Annotated in this window: 21 protein-coding genes; 11 read left to right on the top strand and 10 right to left on the bottom strand. The window is 57.4% G+C overall.

Features of this window, described 5'->3' with window-relative positions:
• Both RCCS2_RS07620 and RCCS2_RS07615 read left to right on the top strand, forming a co-directional pair.
• Positions 1-759 carry a LamB/YcsF family protein gene (locus tag RCCS2_RS07620; protein WP_008232930.1) on the top strand — a complete coding sequence of 253 codons (759 nt, stop codon included), beginning with the start codon at positions 1-3 and terminating at the stop codon, positions 757-759.
• Between the two features lie 9 nt (positions 760-768).
• Positions 769-1,437: a cupin domain-containing protein gene (locus RCCS2_RS07615; RefSeq protein WP_008232929.1), complete on the top strand. Its 669-nt coding sequence runs from the start codon at positions 769-771 to the stop codon at positions 1,435-1,437.
• Between the two features lie 89 nt (positions 1,438-1,526).
• On the opposite strand, the gene RCCS2_RS07610 is transcribed toward RCCS2_RS07615, so the two are convergent.
• Positions 1,527-2,531, bottom strand: coding sequence for an NAD(P)/FAD-dependent oxidoreductase (locus RCCS2_RS07610; protein ID WP_008232927.1), 1,005 nt, complete (start codon positions 2,529-2,531; stop codon positions 1,527-1,529).
• A gap of 47 nt (positions 2,532-2,578) precedes the next feature.
• Here RCCS2_RS07610 and mnmD point away from each other — a divergent pair, with 47 nt between their 5' ends.
• On the top strand, positions 2,579-3,259 hold the full coding sequence (gene mnmD, locus RCCS2_RS07605) for a tRNA (5-methylaminomethyl-2-thiouridine)(34)-methyltransferase MnmD (protein WP_008232925.1): 681 nt from the start codon (positions 2,579-2,581) through the stop codon (positions 3,257-3,259).
• Positions 3,249-4,112: a DMT family transporter gene (locus RCCS2_RS07600; protein ID WP_008232924.1), complete on the top strand. Its 864-nt coding sequence runs from the start codon at positions 3,249-3,251 to the stop codon at positions 4,110-4,112. The genes mnmD and RCCS2_RS07600 overlap by 11 nt, the downstream gene beginning before the upstream one ends.
• A 3-nt stretch (positions 4,113-4,115) precedes the next feature.
• On the opposite strand, the gene RCCS2_RS07595 is transcribed toward RCCS2_RS07600, so the two are convergent.
• The gene (locus tag RCCS2_RS07595; protein ID WP_232204250.1) at positions 4,116-6,140 is read right to left on the bottom strand and encodes a lytic transglycosylase domain-containing protein; all 2,025 of its coding nucleotides are present in this window, start codon (positions 6,138-6,140) and stop codon (positions 4,116-4,118) included.
• A 189-nt stretch (positions 6,141-6,329) separates the two neighbouring features.
• On the opposite strand from RCCS2_RS07595, the gene dapA reads away from it, so the two are divergent.
• Positions 6,330-7,202, top strand: a complete 873-nt coding sequence (dapA, locus tag RCCS2_RS07590; protein ID WP_008232920.1) for a 4-hydroxy-tetrahydrodipicolinate synthase — start codon at positions 6,330-6,332, stop codon at positions 7,200-7,202.
• A 36-nt stretch (positions 7,203-7,238) separates the two neighbouring features.
• Here dapA and RCCS2_RS07585 read toward each other — a convergent pair whose 3' ends face one another.
• The 3 genes from RCCS2_RS07585 to RCCS2_RS07575 are packed head-to-tail and all read right to left on the bottom strand — an operon-like array spanning position 7,239 to position 10,133.
• A complete protein-coding gene (locus RCCS2_RS07585; protein ID WP_008232906.1) occupies positions 7,239-8,438 on the bottom strand; it encodes a hypothetical protein in 1,200 nt (399 codons plus the stop codon).
• A gap of 58 nt (positions 8,439-8,496) precedes the next feature.
• Entirely contained in the window at positions 8,497-9,693 is a 1,197-nt protein-coding gene (locus RCCS2_RS07580; protein WP_008232904.1) for a winged helix-turn-helix domain-containing protein, read from the bottom strand.
• Positions 9,690-10,133, bottom strand: coding sequence for an ion channel (locus RCCS2_RS07575; RefSeq protein ID WP_037293729.1), 444 nt, complete (start codon positions 10,131-10,133; stop codon positions 9,690-9,692). The genes RCCS2_RS07580 and RCCS2_RS07575 overlap by 4 nt, the downstream gene beginning before the upstream one ends.
• Positions 10,134-10,209: 76 nt before the next feature.
• Between RCCS2_RS07575 and smpB the strand changes: the two genes are divergently transcribed.
• The 4 genes from smpB to RCCS2_RS07555 all read left to right on the top strand — a co-directional run bounded on the left by smpB (position 10,210) and on the right by RCCS2_RS07555 (position 13,951).
• The gene (gene smpB / locus RCCS2_RS07570; RefSeq protein WP_008232902.1) at positions 10,210-10,683 is read left to right on the top strand and encodes an SsrA-binding protein SmpB; all 474 of its coding nucleotides are present in this window, start codon (positions 10,210-10,212) and stop codon (positions 10,681-10,683) included.
• A gap of 156 nt (positions 10,684-10,839) precedes the next feature.
• The gene (gene sseA, locus RCCS2_RS07565) at positions 10,840-11,691 is read left to right on the top strand and encodes a 3-mercaptopyruvate sulfurtransferase (protein ID WP_037293931.1); all 852 of its coding nucleotides are present in this window, start codon (positions 10,840-10,842) and stop codon (positions 11,689-11,691) included.
• A 3-nt stretch (positions 11,692-11,694) separates the two neighbouring features.
• Entirely contained in the window at positions 11,695-12,879 is a 1,185-nt protein-coding gene (locus tag RCCS2_RS07560) for an amino acid aminotransferase (protein ID WP_008232900.1), read from the top strand.
• A gap of 115 nt (positions 12,880-12,994) precedes the next feature.
• On the top strand, positions 12,995-13,951 hold the full coding sequence (locus RCCS2_RS07555; RefSeq protein ID WP_008232899.1) for an L-malyl-CoA/beta-methylmalyl-CoA lyase: 957 nt from the start codon (positions 12,995-12,997) through the stop codon (positions 13,949-13,951).
• 11 nt (positions 13,952-13,962) lie between these two features.
• Here RCCS2_RS07555 and RCCS2_RS07550 read toward each other — a convergent pair whose 3' ends face one another.
• Positions 13,963-14,400, bottom strand: coding sequence for a hypothetical protein (locus RCCS2_RS07550; RefSeq protein ID WP_050770796.1), 438 nt, complete (start codon positions 14,398-14,400; stop codon positions 13,963-13,965).
• 146 nt (positions 14,401-14,546) lie between these two features.
• Between RCCS2_RS07550 and RCCS2_RS07545 the strand changes: the two genes are divergently transcribed.
• Both RCCS2_RS07545 and RCCS2_RS07540 read left to right on the top strand, forming a co-directional pair.
• A complete protein-coding gene (locus RCCS2_RS07545) occupies positions 14,547-15,509 on the top strand; it encodes an acetyl-CoA carboxylase carboxyltransferase subunit alpha (protein WP_037293727.1) in 963 nt (320 codons plus the stop codon).
• A gap of 2 nt (positions 15,510-15,511) precedes the next feature.
• The gene (locus tag RCCS2_RS07540; protein WP_008232896.1) at positions 15,512-16,183 is read left to right on the top strand and encodes a M50 family metallopeptidase; all 672 of its coding nucleotides are present in this window, start codon (positions 15,512-15,514) and stop codon (positions 16,181-16,183) included.
• On the opposite strand, the gene RCCS2_RS07535 is transcribed toward RCCS2_RS07540, so the two are convergent.
• From RCCS2_RS07535 to RCCS2_RS07520, 4 genes are read right to left on the bottom strand one after another with little or no spacing between them, the layout of a single operon-like run.
• Positions 16,184-16,792 carry a pyridoxamine 5'-phosphate oxidase family protein gene (locus RCCS2_RS07535; RefSeq protein ID WP_008232895.1) on the bottom strand — a complete coding sequence of 203 codons (609 nt, stop codon included), beginning with the start codon at positions 16,790-16,792 and terminating at the stop codon, positions 16,184-16,186.
• Entirely contained in the window at positions 16,785-17,513 is a 729-nt protein-coding gene (locus RCCS2_RS07530) for a lysophospholipid acyltransferase family protein (protein ID WP_008232894.1), read from the bottom strand. The genes RCCS2_RS07535 and RCCS2_RS07530 overlap by 8 nt, the downstream gene beginning before the upstream one ends.
• Positions 17,510-18,403, bottom strand: a complete 894-nt coding sequence (locus RCCS2_RS07525; protein ID WP_008232893.1) for a cell division protein FtsX — start codon at positions 18,401-18,403, stop codon at positions 17,510-17,512. Before RCCS2_RS07525 ends, RCCS2_RS07530 begins: the two co-directional genes overlap by 4 nt.
• Positions 18,400-19,074, bottom strand: a complete 675-nt coding sequence (locus tag RCCS2_RS07520; RefSeq protein WP_008232892.1) for a cell division ATP-binding protein FtsE — start codon at positions 19,072-19,074, stop codon at positions 18,400-18,402. Before RCCS2_RS07520 ends, RCCS2_RS07525 begins: the two co-directional genes overlap by 4 nt.
• Positions 19,075-19,206: the final 132 nt, after the last annotated feature.

Raw genomic sequence — 19,206 nt, 5'->3', positions numbered from 1 at the left:
ATGACACGCACTATCGATCTGAATGCTGATATGGGCGAAGGTTTTGGCCCATGGCGCATAGGCGATGATGCAGCCCTGCTGGATATCGTGTCATCCGCCAATATCGCTTGCGGCTTTCACGCAGGCGACCCGGATGTGATGGACAAAACCATGCGACTGGCGGTCGCAAACGGTGTGGGCATCGGTGCGCATCCGGGATTTGCAGACCTCAAAGGGTTCGGACGCAGGCAACTGCCGCTACCCCGTGATGAAATCGCCAACGCCATCGCGTATCAATTGGGTGCCGCTCAGGCGATGGCAAAACGCGCGGGTGGCACAGTACGCCACCTCAAACTGCACGGCGCGCTGTCAAACATGGCATCAGTCGATCACGCTTTGGCGCGCGCCTGCTACCAAGCCGCCCTTGATGTGGACCCCGACACCGTCATCATGGTGCTGGCAGCTACCGCGATGGAAGAGGTCGTGCGCGAATTGGGCTGCAACTGGGCAGGCGAAATTTTCGCCGATCGCGCTTACAACGACGACGCCACACTGGTTGACCGCAGCAAGCCCGGCGCAGTTCTGCATAACGCCGAAACCGCCGCCCCACGCATCCTGAATATGCTCAAGGCCGGGGCGATCATTTCCGACAATGGCAAACACATACCGTGCCAAATCGACACCATTTGTCTGCATGGCGACACCCCCGGCGCGGTTAAGATGGCGCACGGTGTCCGTCAGCATTTGGCCGATGCTGGTATCACAATCGCCAAACTCTAAAGGGCCGACATGGAACTGAACGCTGATTTCACAAAACGGATTTTGATCCAAACGGCGGATATCCCGTGGAAAGCCTCTCCCATACCCGGGGTGGACCGGCGGATGCTGGACCGGATCGGCGACGAGGTGGCGCGCGCCACATCCATCGTCCGCTACGCACCGGGCAGCCAGTTTTCGGCACATACACATACCGGCGGCGAGGAATTTGTCGTGTTGGAAGGCGTCTTTCAGGACGAACACGGCGATTATCCGGCAGGCACTTACGTGCGCAACCCGCCCACAAGCTCGCACACCCCGGGGGCCAAGGAAGGGTGTACGATCTTTGTCAAACTCTGGCAGTTTGATCCCAATGACCGCACGCAATTTCGCAAAAACATGCAGGCTGATATGATAGACTTAGGTAATGGGATCAGCAGTCAGACCCTGCATAAAGACGCGCGCGAAACGGTCCGCTGCATCACACTTGCGCCAGGCGCGACATTGGACGAGACCCCTGCCGGCGGTGCTGAATTGCTCATCATCTCTGGCACGGCAACACAGGAAATGGACACGCTAAACGACGGTGCATGGCTACGCCTGCCATCAGGCGCGCCCTTGCAAATCACAGCCCAAGACAAGGGCGCGACTTTCTGGATCAAAACCGGCCATCTACCCTTCGCCCAAGCACCCCAGGCCTGAACACTCAGAGCCTCTTGATCTTCTCATGTTACAAAAATACCTCGGAGGAGGAGCGCAGCGACGGGGGCAGCGCCCCAACACACGCGGGATTATGCGCGAAATCCCTGTGGTATCCGGTCCTCACCCTCAAGCACCAGTGCCGCCATCACCTCGCCTACCTTTGGGGCCATGCCAAATCCAATCTTGAAGCCGCCGTTGGCGATATACTCACCGTCCCGCGTCGGATGCGCCCCCAAGACGGGCGCACGGCTTTTGCTGCGCGGACGCACACCAGCCCAGCGCTCCAAGACCTCGGCTCCATGCAGAATCGGAAATGCCAGTGTCGCGCGTTCCAGCACATCATCCAGCGCTGCGTCGGTAGCAAAAGGATCATCAAATTCACGCTCTGACGTCGACCCAATGGCAACGGTCCCATCACCGTGCGGGATAATATGCAGCGCATCTGCGAAAAGTTGTGGCTGCCCCGCCGCATCAAACCGCAACAACGCCGCCTGCCCTTTCACGCCTTTGCCGCCAATCTCTTGTATCCCCGGCCAACCCGTTGCCCAGACGATCTTGCCGTGCATGTCCCCTGCGCCGACGACTTCACCACCAAGTGCAATAACAGCATCCGCCAAACCCCGCGTCGCCTGACGCGGATGGATCAAAGCGGACAGCGTATCATGCGCAACCAGACCGGTTGGCGAAGGCGGCATCCAATTGGCATCACCGCTTGAGATCACCTCCCAGCGCGCTTTTCCCTGCCAAAGCTCAGCCGCAGTGCCGGCACGTGCCTTTGCCAGTTCCACTGCACGCGCGTCCGCCAAAGGCTGCAAGCGGCCCGACCGGGCATAGCCCACATCAACACCGGATAAGGCCGCGACATCATGCCAAAACGCCTCGGCCATGATCAGGCTTTCAAACTGAAATGCTTTCTTTTCATTCCAGTTCTCTGGCACATGCGGGGCCAGGGCCCCAACCAGCCCACCACTGGACCCGGACGCAACACCATGCAGATCAATCACCCGCACCGCCGCCCCTTTGCGCGCGCAGGTATAGGCGACCGACAGGCCAAACACGCCCGCCCCCATGACCGTTACATCAGCCGTTGCCATTCGCGATCCTTCTGCTCAAAGATAGCGCATTGGTAAGGCAAGGACGCATGACAGACCAGACAGCAAAACTCGACTGGCGGGATGGCGTGCCGATCGCGACTGCGTTCGATGATCCGTATTATTCGCTGGATGACGGGCTGGCCGAAACAACGCATGTGTTTCTAGCGGGCAATGATCTGCCTGCGCGGTTTGATGGTGACTTTCAGATTGCAGAACTTGGGTTTGGAACCGGCCTTAATCTGTTGGTCACATGGGCCGCATGGGTCGAGGCCGGCAAACCCGGCAATTTGCATTTCACGTCCTTCGAAGCTTTTCCAATGCAGCTGGACGACATGCGCGATGCGCTGGCGCATTTTCCGCAAGTGGCACCCTACGCAGAAACCCTACTGTCTGAATGGTCGCCTAGCGCAGGAAAAATCACACTCACCAACGGCCCAACCCTGCACGTCATCATAGGCGATGCGCGAAAAACTGTCCCTGCGTGGAGCGCTCATGCTGACGCATGGTTTCTCGACGGGTTTTCCCCCGCAAAGAACCCTGAACTGTGGCAACCCGACCTACTACAGGCTGTTGCCGAGTGCACCAAACCGGGCGGTACGGCTGCCACCTATTCTGCCGCGGGCCACGTCCGGCAATCGCTGACCAGCGCCGGTTTCGACGTTGCCCGCACCCCCGGATATGGCCGCAAGCGCCATATGACCCGCGCAAAGATGCCAGATGCAGAATAACCCGCGCCTTGGCATTCTGTTGATGATCTGCACGACCTTCGTCTTTGCGGTGCAGGATGGCATCTCGCGGCATTTGGCGGAAAACTACAACGTCATCATGATCGTGATGATCCGCTACTGGTTTTTCGCAGCATTCGTCATCACCATTGCAACCCGGCAATCGGGATCCATTCGTGCGGCGGCAGCCACGAAACAACCTATTCTGCAAATCACCCGCGGCACGCTGCTCGCGCTGGAAATCTGTGTCATGGTCAGCGCCTTTGTGCTGCTGGGCCTTGTGGAAAGCCACGCTATCTTTGCTTGCTATCCGCTGCTGATCGCGGCCCTCTCTGGCCCCGTGTTGGGCGAAAAAGTCGGCTGGCGCCGCTGGGTTGCCATCGGGATCGGGTTCATCGGGGTGCTCGTGATCCTGCAACCGGGCTACGCCGTCTTTGCGCCTGCTGCGGTCATCCCACTGGCCTCGGCTTTCATGTTCGCACTTTACGGCCTGCTAACGCGTTATGCCGCGCGCAAGGATACAACAGCCACATCATTCTTCTGGACCGGCACATCAGGCGCGGTTGTGATGACCATCGCTGGCGTCTGGTTCTGGGAGCCGATGACAGCAACGGATTGGCAATGGATGGCCGCCTTATGCATCACCGGTGCGGGCGGGCATTGGTTGCTAATCAAAACCTACGAAGTGGCCGAGGCCAGCGAAGTCCAACCCTTTGCCTACCTGCAACTGGTCTTTGCTAGCGCGATTGGACTTTTGCTGTTGGACGAAACGCTTCGCCCGAATGTGGCCATTGGTGCGGCCATCGTTGTGGGAGCGGGCATCTTCACGCTGTGGCGGTCACGACCCACTACATAAAGTCTACGGGCGTGCCACCGGGCGAACCAAAGGCGGCGCAGTCGACGTTGACGTTGCGGGCGGTGTTGCGGCAGGGCGTGCGCGCGGACGGACAATAGGTTTTTCACCGATCAGTAATTCAGTAAACCGCACCGGGCCAGTCTGCCCCGTTAATCGCGCCTGATAAACCGGGATGCTTTCGGTCACGCGCATCACGTAATTGCGGGTTTCACGAAACGGGATATGTTCAATCCAATCCACGACATCCATTTCCAGCAACCGCGGATCGCCGCGTTCATCCATCCAGCGCAACGGACGGCTGGGACCGGCGTTGTAGCCCGCCGCGATCATCACCGGGCTGGGGCCAAATTCTTCTTCAAGATAAGCCAGATACGCCGTGCCAAGCGTCGCATTGTACCGCCAGTCATTCGTCAAACGACCGCGCGCGTAAGGCAGACCAAGATCGCCGGAAACTTCGCGCGCCGTGGCGGGCATCAGCTGCATCAAGCCCAGCGCACCAACAGGGCTGCCAATACCCTCGTTAAACTCGCTTTCGCGGCGCGCGATGGAAAGGGATAATGCAGGGTCCGCAGGTAAATCCATCGCGGCCATATCGTGAATGGGGAAGTAGATCGCGGGGATCAAAATACCCCGCGCGACCGCCGCTTTGCCAAGCAGCACTGTATAGCGATGCTCGTCAATCTCGCTCAAATACGCACCAACTTGAGCCAGCTCTGTCGCGTTCAACGTGCGCCCCAACTGCGCGAAGAACGTAAACGCAGCCCCGCGTTCGCCCGCCGCCAGCAAGATGAAGGCCGCCTGCACAACATCATCTTCAAAAACCGGCGCGCCCTGCCACTGCACCGGCGTTCCGGCAAGGTTTGGGCTCAGCGAACGACCGACCTTTTCAGACGCCAACAGCCCGTAAAAACTGGTCTGATGCGCGGCACCGTTGCTATAGGCATCCGCCGCCAATTCCGCGTTACCCTTTACCTCATGCGTGCGGCCAATCCAGTAATGCATACGCCCCAGCGAAATCGGGCTACCCGACGCACGCAGCGCATTCTGGAAATGGCCCAGCGCCTGTGTCGGATCACCCAGATACGTGAGCGAGATATAACCAGACAACCACTCCAAATCAGCATAGGAACTGCCTTCGGTCAGATAGTGGCGCGAGGCCAGCACATAGGCTTGCTCTGCCCGCCCTTCACGCATTTCCCATCGGGCAAGAACGCGACGCCAGCCGGACCAGCGAAAAGGTTCACCCAGCGCGGCGCCGCTGGTTGAACGATCCAGCAGCATCTTGACCGCATCGGTCCGTTCGCCCCGCCCTGCAAGCCACGCATATCGCGCATAAGCAAATCCCGGATCCTGGCGCAATGCCGCAGGCGTTTTTTCAACCAAAGCAGGCAAGTTCCCCGCGCGAGTGATGTAGCCGATACGCGCAGCGGTCAAAGCGCCTTGCTCTGGTGACAAAAGCGGCACCATCCGCGCGGCGTCCGTGGCCCGGGATCGCCACAGCAATTCATCAACGCGGGCCGCATGAAACGGTTTAAGCTCTTCGGCAAAGGCAGTCACCATCGCCTTTTGGCCCGCTTCGGTCAGGCGGCGTTCAATCCAGGTTGTACGCAGCGTGTTGCGGGCGGCCTCTGCCTGCCCCAATGCAATCTGCGCCTGCGCCAAATGTACCGCACCCGCACCCGTCAGCGGGGTGTTGTCACCAAACCATGCGACCACGGTTTCAGGGGCGATACTGTCGTCAATCAGCAGTTCCGCCTCTGATCGCAAACGATCCAGACCTGGCCAATCAGCACGGCGGGATAGGAAATCCTGATATGCAGCAAACGTGGCTTCACCCGCACGCAGGCGCAGCCACATCACCGTATCAGCAGTGACCGGTCCGACGTCTTGGGCGATCTGACCCGCAACGTCCCAGTCGCTTTGACCGGCATCAATTGCTGCAATACTTTTGGGGTCAACCGTTTGGGCCATGGCGGGAAACGCCACGATACAGGCCATCATCAAGGTTAGATGTCTTACCACGTTCACTACAGGCCCCTTTTAAGCCACAAGGTTAAACTGTGTGACCACAATAACAACTCACAAACACGACAATCAGCGAAAATGGGGCGTCGGAGTGGATGAAACGAAGGGCTTGTAGGACGTGCCGTCTGCGCCTAGTGTCCGCGCGATTTTACCTGTGGCCGATCATGGCCACCGACAATAAGGAAGCGTGCCATGTTTAAGGGATCACTCCCCGCCCTCGTCACGCCGTTTTCGAACGGCCAAGTCGATGTTGACGCGCTGAAAAAACTGGTGAACTGGCACGTGGATCAAGGCTCGCATGGGCTGGTCCCAGTGGGGACAACAGGCGAAAGCCCGACGCTGACACATGCCGAACATGATCTGGTCGTCGAAACGGTTGTCAAAGAAGCCGCCGGGCGTATCCCTGTAATCGCCGGTGCGGGGTCCAACAATACGGCCGAAACCGTCCGCCTTGTCATGGCCGCCAAGACAGCCGGCGCTGATGCGGCTTTGGTCGTGACACCATATTACAATAAGCCGACCCAAGCAGGATTGATCGCCCATTTCACCGCTGCCGCTGACTGCGGTCTGCCCATTATCATCTACAACATCCCGCCCCGTTCTGTGGTCGATATGACACCGGACACAATGGCGGAACTGGCCAAGCACGAAATGATCATTGGTGTGAAAGACGCCACCGCCGATCTGTCACGTGTTCCGGCCCAACGGATGCGCTGCGGGCCTGATTTCATCCAGCTTTCGGGCGAAGACGCAACCGCGTTGGGCTATAACGCACATGGCGGTCACGGCTGTATTTCGGTCACGGCCAACATCGCGCCCAAGCTGATTGCAGAGTTTCAGGAAAGCACGCTGGCCGGTGATTATGCCAAGGCGCTGACCCAGCTTGACCGTTTGATGCCACTGCATGAAGCCGTGTTTACCGAGCCGGGACTGGTTGGCGCGAAATACGGCATGTCCTTGTTGGGAATGTGCAGTGAAGAGGTGCGTTCGCCCTTGGTGGGTCTGACTGACGGGACCAAGGACAAAGTCCGCGCAGCGATGGTACATGCGGGACTGTTGAATTGACGTAAGGTGGGTTTAAACCCACCTTACCCCCAGTTCCTACTGTGTGCTGGCAGGCGACAGCGGTTTGAACCACGCGTTATTCAACTGCCACAACCCAAAGGCCAAGGGGATCGCCGCCAAGCCACCGATGACATAGGCCAAGGGTTCATCATAAAAACTCTCAAACATCTGCGTATAGGCGTGGATGCCAGCAAAGGTCATTGCCGCGTTGAACATACCACGGCGGTTTGACATCGCAGCCCAGACGATCAGCCCCGCCAAAAGCACGGCCCAGACGATGGCATAGATCCCTTCGCTGATGTGCGGCAATGTCGCCCGGTAAACCGCGACTGCATCCCCGTAGGCGCGCCAGTCTTCAAAATCAGCGCGTTCGGGCCCAAACAGGTGACTTGCCACGGTATCGCCCCAGATGCTTCCGACCAGAAAGCACAGGTTCGCAACGATGAACGCCATGATCATCAACACACCCGCCTGCCGGGCCAAAGCGGGGCCTGCACGTCCGACGATCCACAAACATGCGGCAATAAGCGCGCTCATTTGCAAAATGCTCAGTGTCGATTCAGGTGAATAGAAAACATAAGCGGCAGAGAAGTAATATGTCCCCGTATCCAGCATTTGCGCGAATGGCACGATAGCAAGGGCTGTAATGATCCGCAGATCCAGCGTCAGACCCAATGCTGCGATCAAAGCAAAGACATAAAAGTGGATGATGGGCATGGGCCAACCCGCAAGATCATACTCATACGCTGCGCTATAGACGCCGGTCAGATGCATCGCCACAGCCATCACCAATACCGCGCCATAGGCAAAGCGCAATCGCGCAAACCCCGCCCGAAACCGCCAATAGAAGAGTATCGCAAGCACCGCACCGATCGCGGCCATCATCAGGCCAGCTATATCAGGCACTTTGTCGACCAGTTCAAACCCCGTGCCCGATATCAACATGCCGGCACCGATTAGCGCGCTGGCATTGCCAAACATCCGATAAAGCACCGCACCATACCGCAAGATCAACAGCCCAGCGCCCAAAAACAGGCCACCGCAAACCGCAACACTCAGCGCGCTGGCAAGAAAGAACACCAACCCCAACGTGGCAGCCACGATCCCTGCGATCAGCAGGGAATTCACGCAAATCGCGATCATTGCGGCCCGCGCGCGGGTCTGGATTTCATCAGCTTGGGTGGTGTCGATCACACCATCAGCAACAAGCTGGTCTGTTTGGGCAACGTAATACATGCAATTTCCTGACAGTCGTTTCCGTCTGAATATGCTACTTATGAACATTGTTCAATAATTATTTTATTGGGCGGATCCAGTCCGGTGCAAATCGCAGGTCATCGCAGCCGCCAAATTGCGCGGCGCGTGTTAATTCCTTTTGCAACGCCGCTTTGCGACCTGATCCGATGCGCACACCCGCCTCTGGCCAGAATGCGCGGACAGCCAGAACGCCATCCTCTCGCTTCATATCAATCCGGCCAATCAACCGGTCGCCCTCCATGACAGGAAATACGTAATACCCGTATTGACGCTTTGGCGCAGGCACGAAAATTTCGATCCGATAAGAGAACCCAAAAAGCCGCTCCGCCCGCTTACGATCCCGTAACGCTGGATCAAAAGGCGACAGGATACGGATGCGCGGCACAGGCGCTGCAATCGGCGCGTCCATCAAGTCCGGCCAAGCAAAGGACCGACGCAGCTTGCCGTGAACACATGCCACATCAACCTCTATGATCCGCCCTTCTGCCAACGCGGTTGCGCACCATTCCTTGGCCTCGGCTGGCGTCACATGATCCCAAAACGCAGCCAATTCACCACTGGTCGCAAACCCCAAACGATCCAGCGCGCCAGCGCAGCACCATGCAATCGTATCTTCCTCGTGATGGTGGCGGTTCAAATGTTCCGCCGGAATAACGCGTTCAGTCAAATCATAGACCTTGGTAAAGCCATCGCGCCGGACGACCGAAACCTGCCCCGAACGCCACAGATATTCCAAGGCGGTCTTGGACGGGTGCCAGTCCCACCAACCGCCTGACCCCCGACTTTCATCGGTGCCAACCTGACCAGAGGTGCAACAACCGTCATCGGAAATCTGACGCAGCACGTCATCAATCTTGGCCATAAAATCACCGCGCCGCCATTCTTTCCAGCGCTGTTCCATGCGCACGGCATCACGGGCGAAACGCAAGCGCCAGTGGGCGAAACTTTCTATTGGAATAGTGGCGGCATCATGGGTCCAGTGTTCAAAAACCTGCCGGTCGCGGTGCAGCAAATGTTGCAACGCCTTGGGCCGGAACTGCTGGCGACGCGACCATAAGATCAGATCATGCGCACGGGCAAAGGTGTTCACGCTGTCCAGCTGCACAAAGCCCAAGTTATCAATGACACCCTTGAGGTCAGCACCCTTACCCGGCCCGGAGGGGCGCGACGCAAGGCCATGTTTGGCAAGAAACACATGGCGCGCCGCTATGTTGTAAAGAACCGGAACGCTCAACTGTCCGCCTTTGTCATTTGAAGTTGCTGGAGGCGGACCTGCCGCAATGCCTCAACCAACAGTGCCGTGACCAGCCCGATATTCAGCAATCCGTTCGCCGCGGCCATCCCCCCAAGCAAGCGCCATTCAACCGGCAAAAGCACATCGCCAAAGCCCAATGTGGTGAAAGCCACCAGCGCGAAATAAACCGACAGCTCTAACGTATCAAAGATGCCTAGTGCCATCATCGTCAGCGCCCAGGCCCACACACCCGCCGTCATATGCGCCATGATCCAGATCGCCGCGATGCACAGCACCAATATCAGCTTGGGCCGGTGCGGTGCACGCGTCAGCCAAGGGCGATACTTCAAAAGCCATGTCTCCATCAGCCAAAAACTGACCCCTGCGATCAGGATCGAAAGCAGCATCAACACGGTGCCAAGTGCGATTTGAACAAACATCTGTTTTTTCCCAATACGGATGGTGTGGCCTGTGCATCTTGTGTGCGCGACCTGCATCCCCTATCTGATCCCAACTATGGCCAAGAAACCTGAAAACAAAAACTACAAAGTCATCGCCGAAAACCGGCGTGCCCGCTACGACTATGCGATCGAGGATGACCTTGAGGTCGGTATCATCCTGATGGGGTCCGAGGTCAAATCCCTGCGCACCGGCCAGTCAAACATTGCTGACAGTTATGCCAGCGTCGATGATGGCGAACTTTGGCTGACCAATGCCTATATTGCCCCCTATGATCGCGCCATGTTCACACATGAAGAACGCCGCAAGCGCAAGCTTTTGGTCAGCCGGCGGGAACTTGCGCGGCTTTGGAATGCCACCAAGCGTGAAGGGATGACCCTTGTGCCATTGGTCATGTATTTTAACGACCGTGGGCTGGTGAAGCTAAAGATCGCAACGGCCAAGGGTAAGAAAAACCACGACAAACGCGCGACCGAGGCAAAGCGCGACTGGGGCCGTCAAAAACAGCGGCTGCTGCGCCACGGCGATTGACCCTTTGGCGTCCATGGTCAGGGCTGATGCCTCCGGCGGGGGTATTTTGGGGCCAATCATAACAGGGGTTCGGTTCCCGGATTGGGTTGTCTTGCACGGCAGTGCGCGGTAGGTCTGGCCGGGTGAATGTACAAAGGGCGCATGATGTCACCGGCCATGTCTGATGATCCAAAAACGCTGGTCAGTACTGACTGGCTTGCCGCACATATGAAAGACCCCGATCTGCGCATCTTTGATGCGTCGTGGTACATGCCTGACAGCGGGCGGAATGCGAAGGCAGAATATGCCGCTGGCCACATCCCCGGCGCGCGTTTCTTTGATATAGATGAGATCAGCGATGGCCGGTCAGAGCTGCCACATATGGCCCCACCGGTTGAAAAATTCATGTCACGGATGCGCGCGATGGGCGTGGGCGACGGCCATCAGGTGGTGGTCTATGATGGCACAGGGCTATTTTCGGCCGCTCGCGTCTGGTGGCTATTCCGCCTGATGGGGCAAACAAACATCGCCGTTCTGGATGGCGGTCTGCCCAAATGGGTGGCCGATGGGCATAAACTGACCAGTGCCGCGCCGACAATTCGTGACCGTCATATGACCGTGAAAATGGAACCCCACCGTGTGCGTGATGTCACCGATGTGGCGCGGGCCGCAAAGCTTGGCGACTATAGCATTATTGATGCGCGTGCGCCCGGTCGTTTCAAAGGCGAAGACCCAGAGCCGCGCGAAGGCATGCGCTCGGGTCATATTCCCGGTTCGCAGAATGTTTATTATCAGGATCTGCTGAAAGCAAACGGCACAATGAAGCCGCCAACCGCACTGCGTACCGTTTTTCTGGACGCGGGCGTTGACCTGAATAAACCTGCGATCACCACTTGCGGGTCTGGTGTGACCGCCGCCATTCTTTCGCTTGCCCTTGAGCGGATCGGCAAGACCGATCACGCGCTTTATGACGGCTCATGGTCCGAATGGGGCATGTACGCCGACCTTCCCATCGCCACTGGAGCTTAAGACATGCTGGAAAACCTGACCGCGCAACCTGCTGATAAAATCCTGGCCCTCGTCGCCAAATTCAAAGCGGACTCACGCGCCGATAAAGTCGATCTGGGTGTTGGCGTTTATAAGGATGCAACAGGCAACACGCCTGTCATGCGCGCCGTGAAAGAAGCTGAGCGGCGGATTTTGGCAGACCAATCCACCAAAGCTTATACCGGTCTGGCCGGTGATCCTGCTTTCAGTGCTGTCATGAAAGACCTCGTTTTGGGCGACAGTGTGCCAAATGAGCGCGTTGCCGCGGTCGCCACGCCGGGTGGCACAGGTGCCATCCGCCAAGCGCTGGAACTGATCCGCATCGCGGCCCCCACAGCCACTGTTTGGCTGTCTAACCCGACGTGGCCGAACCACCCCTCGATTATCAAATACCTTGGCATGAAGATGGCAGAGTACCGCTATTTCGATAGTGAGACACGCGGCGTCGATTTTGAAGGTATGGCCGCTGACTTGGAAAACGTGGCCCCCGGCGATGTCGTGCTGCTGCACGGATGCTGCCATAACCCCACAGGCGCGAACCTGACCTATGGCCAGATGGAACATGTGATCGGCCTGATACGCACAAAAGGCGCGGTGCCCTTCGTTGACATTGCCTACCAAGGCTTTGGTGATGGTTTGGCAGATGACGCCAAAGCGACACGTCAAATCGCCAGCAGTTTTGAAAACTGCCTGATCGCGGCAAGCTGTTCAAAGAACTTTGGTATCTACCGCGAGCGGACGGGTATCTTGATGGCGGTCTGCAAGGATGCTGACCAGCAGGCGCTGACCCAACAGAACCTCGCCTTTCTGAACCGCCAAAACTATTCCTTCCCGCCAGATCACGGCGCGCGCGTGGTCACCACAATTCTGCAGGACCCGGAATTGCGTGCCGATTGGGAAGCGGAACTGGAAGAAACACGTAACGGTATGTTGGCCTTGCGCCAGCAACTTGCTGATGAGCTGAAACGCCTGACCAACAGTGACCGTTTTGACTTTCTGGCGCATCACCGTGGAATGTTCAGCCGTTTGGGAACGACGCCCGAAATGGTTGAAAAACTACGCGCGGATCACGGCATTTACATGGTGGGTGACAGCCGGATGAATATCGCTGGCTTGAATGCGCAAACCGTGCCGATTTTGGCCAAAGCAATCGTAGACGCCGGTGTCTGATATTGCATCGCAGCATTTCATTGCTGCGACTGCAAATTCACCTTGTGAGTAGGCGCGCAATAATATACCAATCCAGATAACCGCTACGTAATTAAAATATGCCAAGGATCGCCCTATGTCATTCCGCCTGCAACCCACACCCCCTGCCCGTCCCAACCGTTGCCAACTCTTTGGTCCCGGCTCAAACACCAAGCTGTTTGAAAAAATGGCAGCAAGTGCAGCGGATGTGATCAACCTTGATCTGGAAGACAGCGTATCGCCGTCTGACAAGGACACCGCGCGCGCCAACGTCATTCAGGCGATCAATGATGTGGACTGGAACAGCAAATACCTTTCCGTGCGGATCAACGGGTTGGACACACCCTATTGGTACAAGGACGTGGTCGATGTGCTGGAACAGGCAGGCGACCGCATTGATCAGATTATGATCCCCAAGGTCGGGTGCGCGGCAGATGTCTATGCCGTCGACGCATTGGTCACCGCGATTGAGACCGCCAAAGGGCGCAGTAACCCAATCAGCTTTGAGGTGATTATCGAATCCGCCGCAGGCATCGCCCACGTCGAGGACATCGCCGCCAGTTCACCCCGCATGGCGGCGATGAGCCTGGGTGCGGCTGACTTTGCGGCCTCCATGGGCATGCAGACGACGGGTATCGGCGGCACGCAGGAAAACTACTATATGCTGCATGAAGATGCGCGGCATTATTCGGACCCATGGCATTGGGCGCAAACCGCCATCGTCGCGGCGTGCCGCACGCATGGCGTGCTACCGGTGGACGGACCCTTCGGTGACTTTAGCGATGATGAAGGTTACCGCGCACAAGCAAAGCGGTCGGCGACATTAGGCATGGTCGGCAAATGGGCGATCCACCCCAAGCAGATCGCGCTGGCCAATGAGGTGTTCACACCTTCCGCCGAAGCGGTCGCAGAAGCGCGCGAAATCTTGGCGGCAATGGAAGACGCAAAGGCACGCGGCGAAGGGGCGACCGTTTACAAAGGCCGCTTGGTTGATATTGCATCAATCAAGCAAGCCGAAGTGATCGTGCGCCAGTCCGAAATGATCGCGGGCTGACGCACAGCGACTTAATAGTTGCGCAAAGACACAATACCAGCGGCGCAAAAACGGCTGCAGTCCGAAGCATCAGTGCGTATGTTATCCTGCCCAACACCTGATGCCATACCCATGCCTTCAAACCGGGCATCATCACATTCGTTGTCATCCGCAAATTCACCAGAGTCGTCGCCAAAGTCGATGGCTTCGCATTGCGTTGCCTCCAGCGATTCAGTCAGCGACCAAACCTTCAAAACACCCGCGGCTACGCCGGCTTCGCAATCAGTGGCATCACGGCCAACATCTTCGTTGTTCAAAATAGTCGTCATTGATTTGCCAATAAAACGACGGTCGTCGCACTCGTTATTGTTTGCCCAGTCACTGCTATCATCGCCATAGTTGATAGATTGGGCCGCGAGGGGGCTGGAAACAGTCAGCGCCACGGCAGCGGCAAATCCAAGAATACGCATTTGTCTTTCCTTCAGTTTTGATAATCCTAATCGTTTCGCGCGTTTTGGGACAAGTTGCAAACCAATACAGGCGCTTATCCACTGCCGTTGCACTTGACCCACCCTTGAGCCATATATCCATGAACGCATGCAAAAGGTCCGTCGCCATGACCCAATACCTCGACTTTGAAAAACCGCTCGCAGAGATTGAAGGCAAAGCTGAAGAGCTGCGCGCGATGGCCCGCGAAAACCCCGAGATGGACGTCGAAAAAGAGGCTGCAGCGCTGGACAAAAAAGCGTCTGATCTGCTGACGTCGCTTTACGCCGACCTTACGCCATGGCGCAAATGTCAGGTGGCGCGCCATCCTGAGCGTCCGCATTGCCAAGACTATATCAACGCGCTTTTCACCGAATATACACCGCTGGCGGGTGACCGTAACTTTGCCGATGACCTATCCGTTATGGGTGGGATCGCGCGCCTCGACGGCATACCAGTCATGGTCATCGGTCACGAAAAAGGCAACGATACAAAATCCCGGATCGAACGCAATTTCGGCATGGCCCGCCCCGAAGGATACCGCAAAGCGATCCGCCTGATGGCATTGGCCGACCGCTTTGGTCTGCCAGTGATCACACTTGTTGACACCCCCGGCGCCTATCCCGGTAAGGGCGCAGAAGAACGCGGTCAATCCGAAGCGATCGCCCGTTCAACCGAAAAATGCCTTGAACTGAAGGTACCGCTGATCAGCGTTGTCATCGGTGAAGGCGGGTCTGGCGGTGCGGTCGCATTCGCATCGGCCAATCGCGTCGCGATGCTGGAACACTCTATCTATTCGGTGATCAGCCCCGAAGGCTGCGCGTCGATCCTGTGGAAAGACGCCGAAAAGATGCGCGAATCCGCAGAAGCGCTGCGCCTGACCTCCAAAGACCTGCACGAATTGGGTGTTTGCGACCGGATCATTGAAGAACCCGAAGGGGGCGCGCACCGCGACCGCGATGCTGCAATCAAATCGGTTGGTGAAGCACTGATCACCATGGTGAACGAATTGCGCGACCTGTCTGGTGACAAACTGCGCGCAGACCGACGCAACAAATACCTCGCACTCGGTTCAAAAGGGCTAGCGGCGTAAGCTTGCGCATTCTTAAAGGACATTGGCAGCTTTTTCTGCTGACAGCAGCGGTGTTTGCCTTTTGGCAGACGACCGCCCTTGTGCCACTCAAAATACTGATCGTCTTCTTTCACGAAGCCTCACATGCCATCGCAACCGTCTTGACCAGTGGCGAAGTTGTGAGCCTATCGGTATCCGCTGATCAAGGTGGCCTTGTCCTCAGCCGCGGTGGCAGCCGTTTTTGGACGCTGACGGCGGGTTACCTTGGCTCTCTCCTGATTGGTGTGGCTTTGCTGATCGCGGCCACCAAGACCAAACTGGACCGGCAGGTCATGGCGCTAACCGGTGTGATCATCCTGATCATCGCCGGGTTTTATGTGCGTGAGGCCTTTGCGCTTGCCTTCACCACCGCTACCGGGTTGGTAATGATCGCCGCCGCTGTCATTTTGAACCACAACATCAACGACATGATCCTGCGGGTGATCGGCCTGACCAGCATGATCTACGTCCCCTTCGATATCTTCAGCGATACAATCGCGCGGTCCAATCTGCGGTCCGACGCCCGCATGCTGGCCGAGGAATTTGGCGGCACCACTGTCATGTGGGGCGGGTTGTGGCTGGTGATCAGCCTTGTGATTATCGGCTGGTCATTGCGGTATGTGCTGGGGCGCAGCAGCAACCTGACACTGCGCTGACTACCACATTGTCTTGGCCGCACGCGTGGCCCAGTTGGCATCATATTCTGATCCATCAAAGCCTGCTTCCTGCTCTGCCAGCAATGCGCCAATGGTCGGCAAACCCGCACTTTCGTCGTCCGAAGACCACACACGCGCCCGCATCAAGGCGCGGGCACATTGGCTATAGACCTCAGCGATGGTGATCACGACAACACTACGCGGCTGACAGCCCTTTTGTTCGAAACGGTTCAATAGATCAGGGGCCAGCGACACAACACCTGTGCCATTCACCCGGACCACATTGTTGGACCCTGGAACAACAAACATCAGGCTGATACGTCCATCACTGACAATGTTGCGCAGTGTATCCATCCGGTTATTGCCCCGCCAATCAGGCAACAGCAGCGTCTGCGCGTCCAGTTCCTGAACCACGGGGCCGTCATCACCACGCGGGCTGCCATCGGTGCCCTCTGGCCCGACGGTCGAGACAACGCATAATCGCGACGCCATGATCCATTTGCGATAAAGCGGGGTCAACTGCGGGGCGACCTTGATCAAAGAGACTTTGCCGGGCGTCCCATAAAGGGCCTCAAGCGCTGCAACGTCCCTGACCACATGATCAGCCATGAAAACCTGCCTCTTTGTTCAACCGATCCGACGCTGTTTCAATATCATGCTCTAACCGTTTCATGAATTCCTCTACTTCCAGTCCCGGCTCAATCCGGGGAAGAAATTCAAACACGGCGGTGCCTGGTTTGCGCATGACACCGCGTTTGGGCCAAAAGACACCAACATTGGTGGCGACCGGCACAACCGGCTGACCCAATTCGCGGTAAAGCGCACCGGTGCCGATCTTATAGGGGGCCTTCACCCCCGGTGCGATGCGCGTGCCTTGCGGATAAATAATCAACTGCCCGGGACGCGCGCGTCCGGCTTGCACATCGGCGACCATCCGTTTGATGGCCTGCCCACGTTTCCCGCGATCAACAGGAATACACCCGATGCGCAGACCAAACTGACCGATCACAGGGGCGTATTTCAAAATGGCTTTGAAAATGAACTTGCCCCGCGGCATCGCGCCATAAATCATCAGCACGTCCAGAAACGACTGGTGTTTTGGGGCAACCATCACCTCATCCGTAGGCGGCTCACCCCGGATCTCAGATTTCAGCCCGATGATCCACCGCGCACTCCACCGGATATAGCGGCAATAGGCGTGGCACCCGGCCACGGCCCCATCGGCAGACCAGATCGCCGCTGGCAGATAAAGAATGCCGATCACCAGCATCGCCACATACATCTGCGCATTGAAAATCAGCGAGCGGACCCATTGAATTGCGTTGGTCATGTTTGCTCCCTCAGCCTGCGAAACGCCGCTGCACGGGTCGCAAAGAAGGCAACAATCGCAGCCAATAGCGGGATCAGCAAGGGCCAGAGCCATTCTGCACCCGCAAAGCCCACATCCATCAACAAACTACCAGACGCATCACCCTGCGGCATCAGCGCCAGCACCCCGACGCCGAAAACCGCGCCGATAATAGCACCCGCGCCCGCGCGCAGGGTGAACCGGCGCACAAAAGCACGGGCGATATAGGTGTCAGTGGCCCCCACCAGCCGCAAAACACTGATGACCTGCACATTGGCGGCAAGGGCTGCCTGTGCGGCCAGCGTAATCATGGCCGCCACGGTCGCGCCAATCAGCAAGATCACCGTCCAGCCAATCAGACGGACCCGGCTAGCCGCCTGCAGCAGTGGTTCACGCCAAGCTGCATGGTCATCCAGAATGGCGCCGGGCACCTGACCTTCAAGGCGTGCGCGCAGACCGTCCACATCATAACCATCACCATCGGCGACAATCTCGATCAGTTGCGGCATCGGCAGGGCATCCAGGGGCAAATCAGGGCCAAACCAAGGTTCCAGCAAAGCTTGCTGTTCATCCTGCGACAACGCGCGGACCGTACTGACACCCGGTGTCGTTTCCAACACCTCAAGCGCGTACAGCAAAAGCGCATCTGCCGTTGCCGGATCAGCAGGCAAACGCAAAGTGGCTGATTGGGCCAACTCCTCTGCCCAGACGGTCGCCACACGATTGGTCGTTAGTGATACCGCCAAAGCGATCACGGCAAGAAAGGCCATCACAGCGGCAACAAACACGGTCAGCCGCGCGGTCACACCCGTCTGCGGGACAGAGCGGTCTGCCAACGGATCACCGACAATCAAAGCAAGCAGCGCCTTCATAATTCAGCACCTGCCTGCATAAGCTGCCCATCGGTCAGCCGCAGAATACGCGCACTGACGTCTGACTTGGCTGACCGGATCATCGCAAGATCATGGGTCGCAATCAAAATCGTCTTGCCCATCTTATTCAGCTCAATCAGCAGGTTAAGAATGCGCTGTGACATCTCCCAATCGACATTCCCTGTCGGCTCATCCGCGATAATCACATCCGGGGACACAATCACTGCACGGGCCAGGGCTGCGCGCTGGCGCTCACCACCTGATAGCTCGGGCGGAAGTTGGCCTGCTTGCGGCCCCAGACCAACCCAATTCAACAGTTCCTCCAGATCATTTGCCGCTTCACCCGCACGTCCCGAAACAGTCAATGGCAGGGCGATATTCTCGGCGATACTCAGATGATCAAGGAACTGACAATCCTGATGCACCACCCCAATCCGTCGGCGGGACATCGCCACAGCATCACGGTTCAACGCACCTGCGTCTTCGCCAAAAATGCGTACTTTGCCCCGCATCGCGCGTAAATCAGCGTAGCAGAGCCGCAGCAAAGTTGTTTTGCCCGCACCAGAGGGGCCTGTTAAAAAATGAAACGATCCGGGTGCAAGCGTCAGGGATAATTGAGAAAAAAGCGCATTTCCACGGTATCCATAAGACACGTTATCTAGTTCAATCACGGCTCTTCCCCTGCATTCCACCGCACTTCTGCCCAAATCTGCAACAGGTTTCAATGTCTGCAGGGGCGGCCTGCGCAAAACCTTTGCGTTTGGCGCAAGCGTTGATAAATTGACGGCGGTGATAACAAGAAG

The organism is Roseobacter sp. CCS2 (assembly GCF_000169435.1).
In the GTDB taxonomy this organism is placed as follows: Bacteria; Pseudomonadota; Alphaproteobacteria; order Rhodobacterales; family Rhodobacteraceae; genus Yoonia.
The sequence above is the reverse complement of the archived record's forward strand: the minus strand, read 5'-3'. Positions and strand labels throughout refer to the sequence as shown.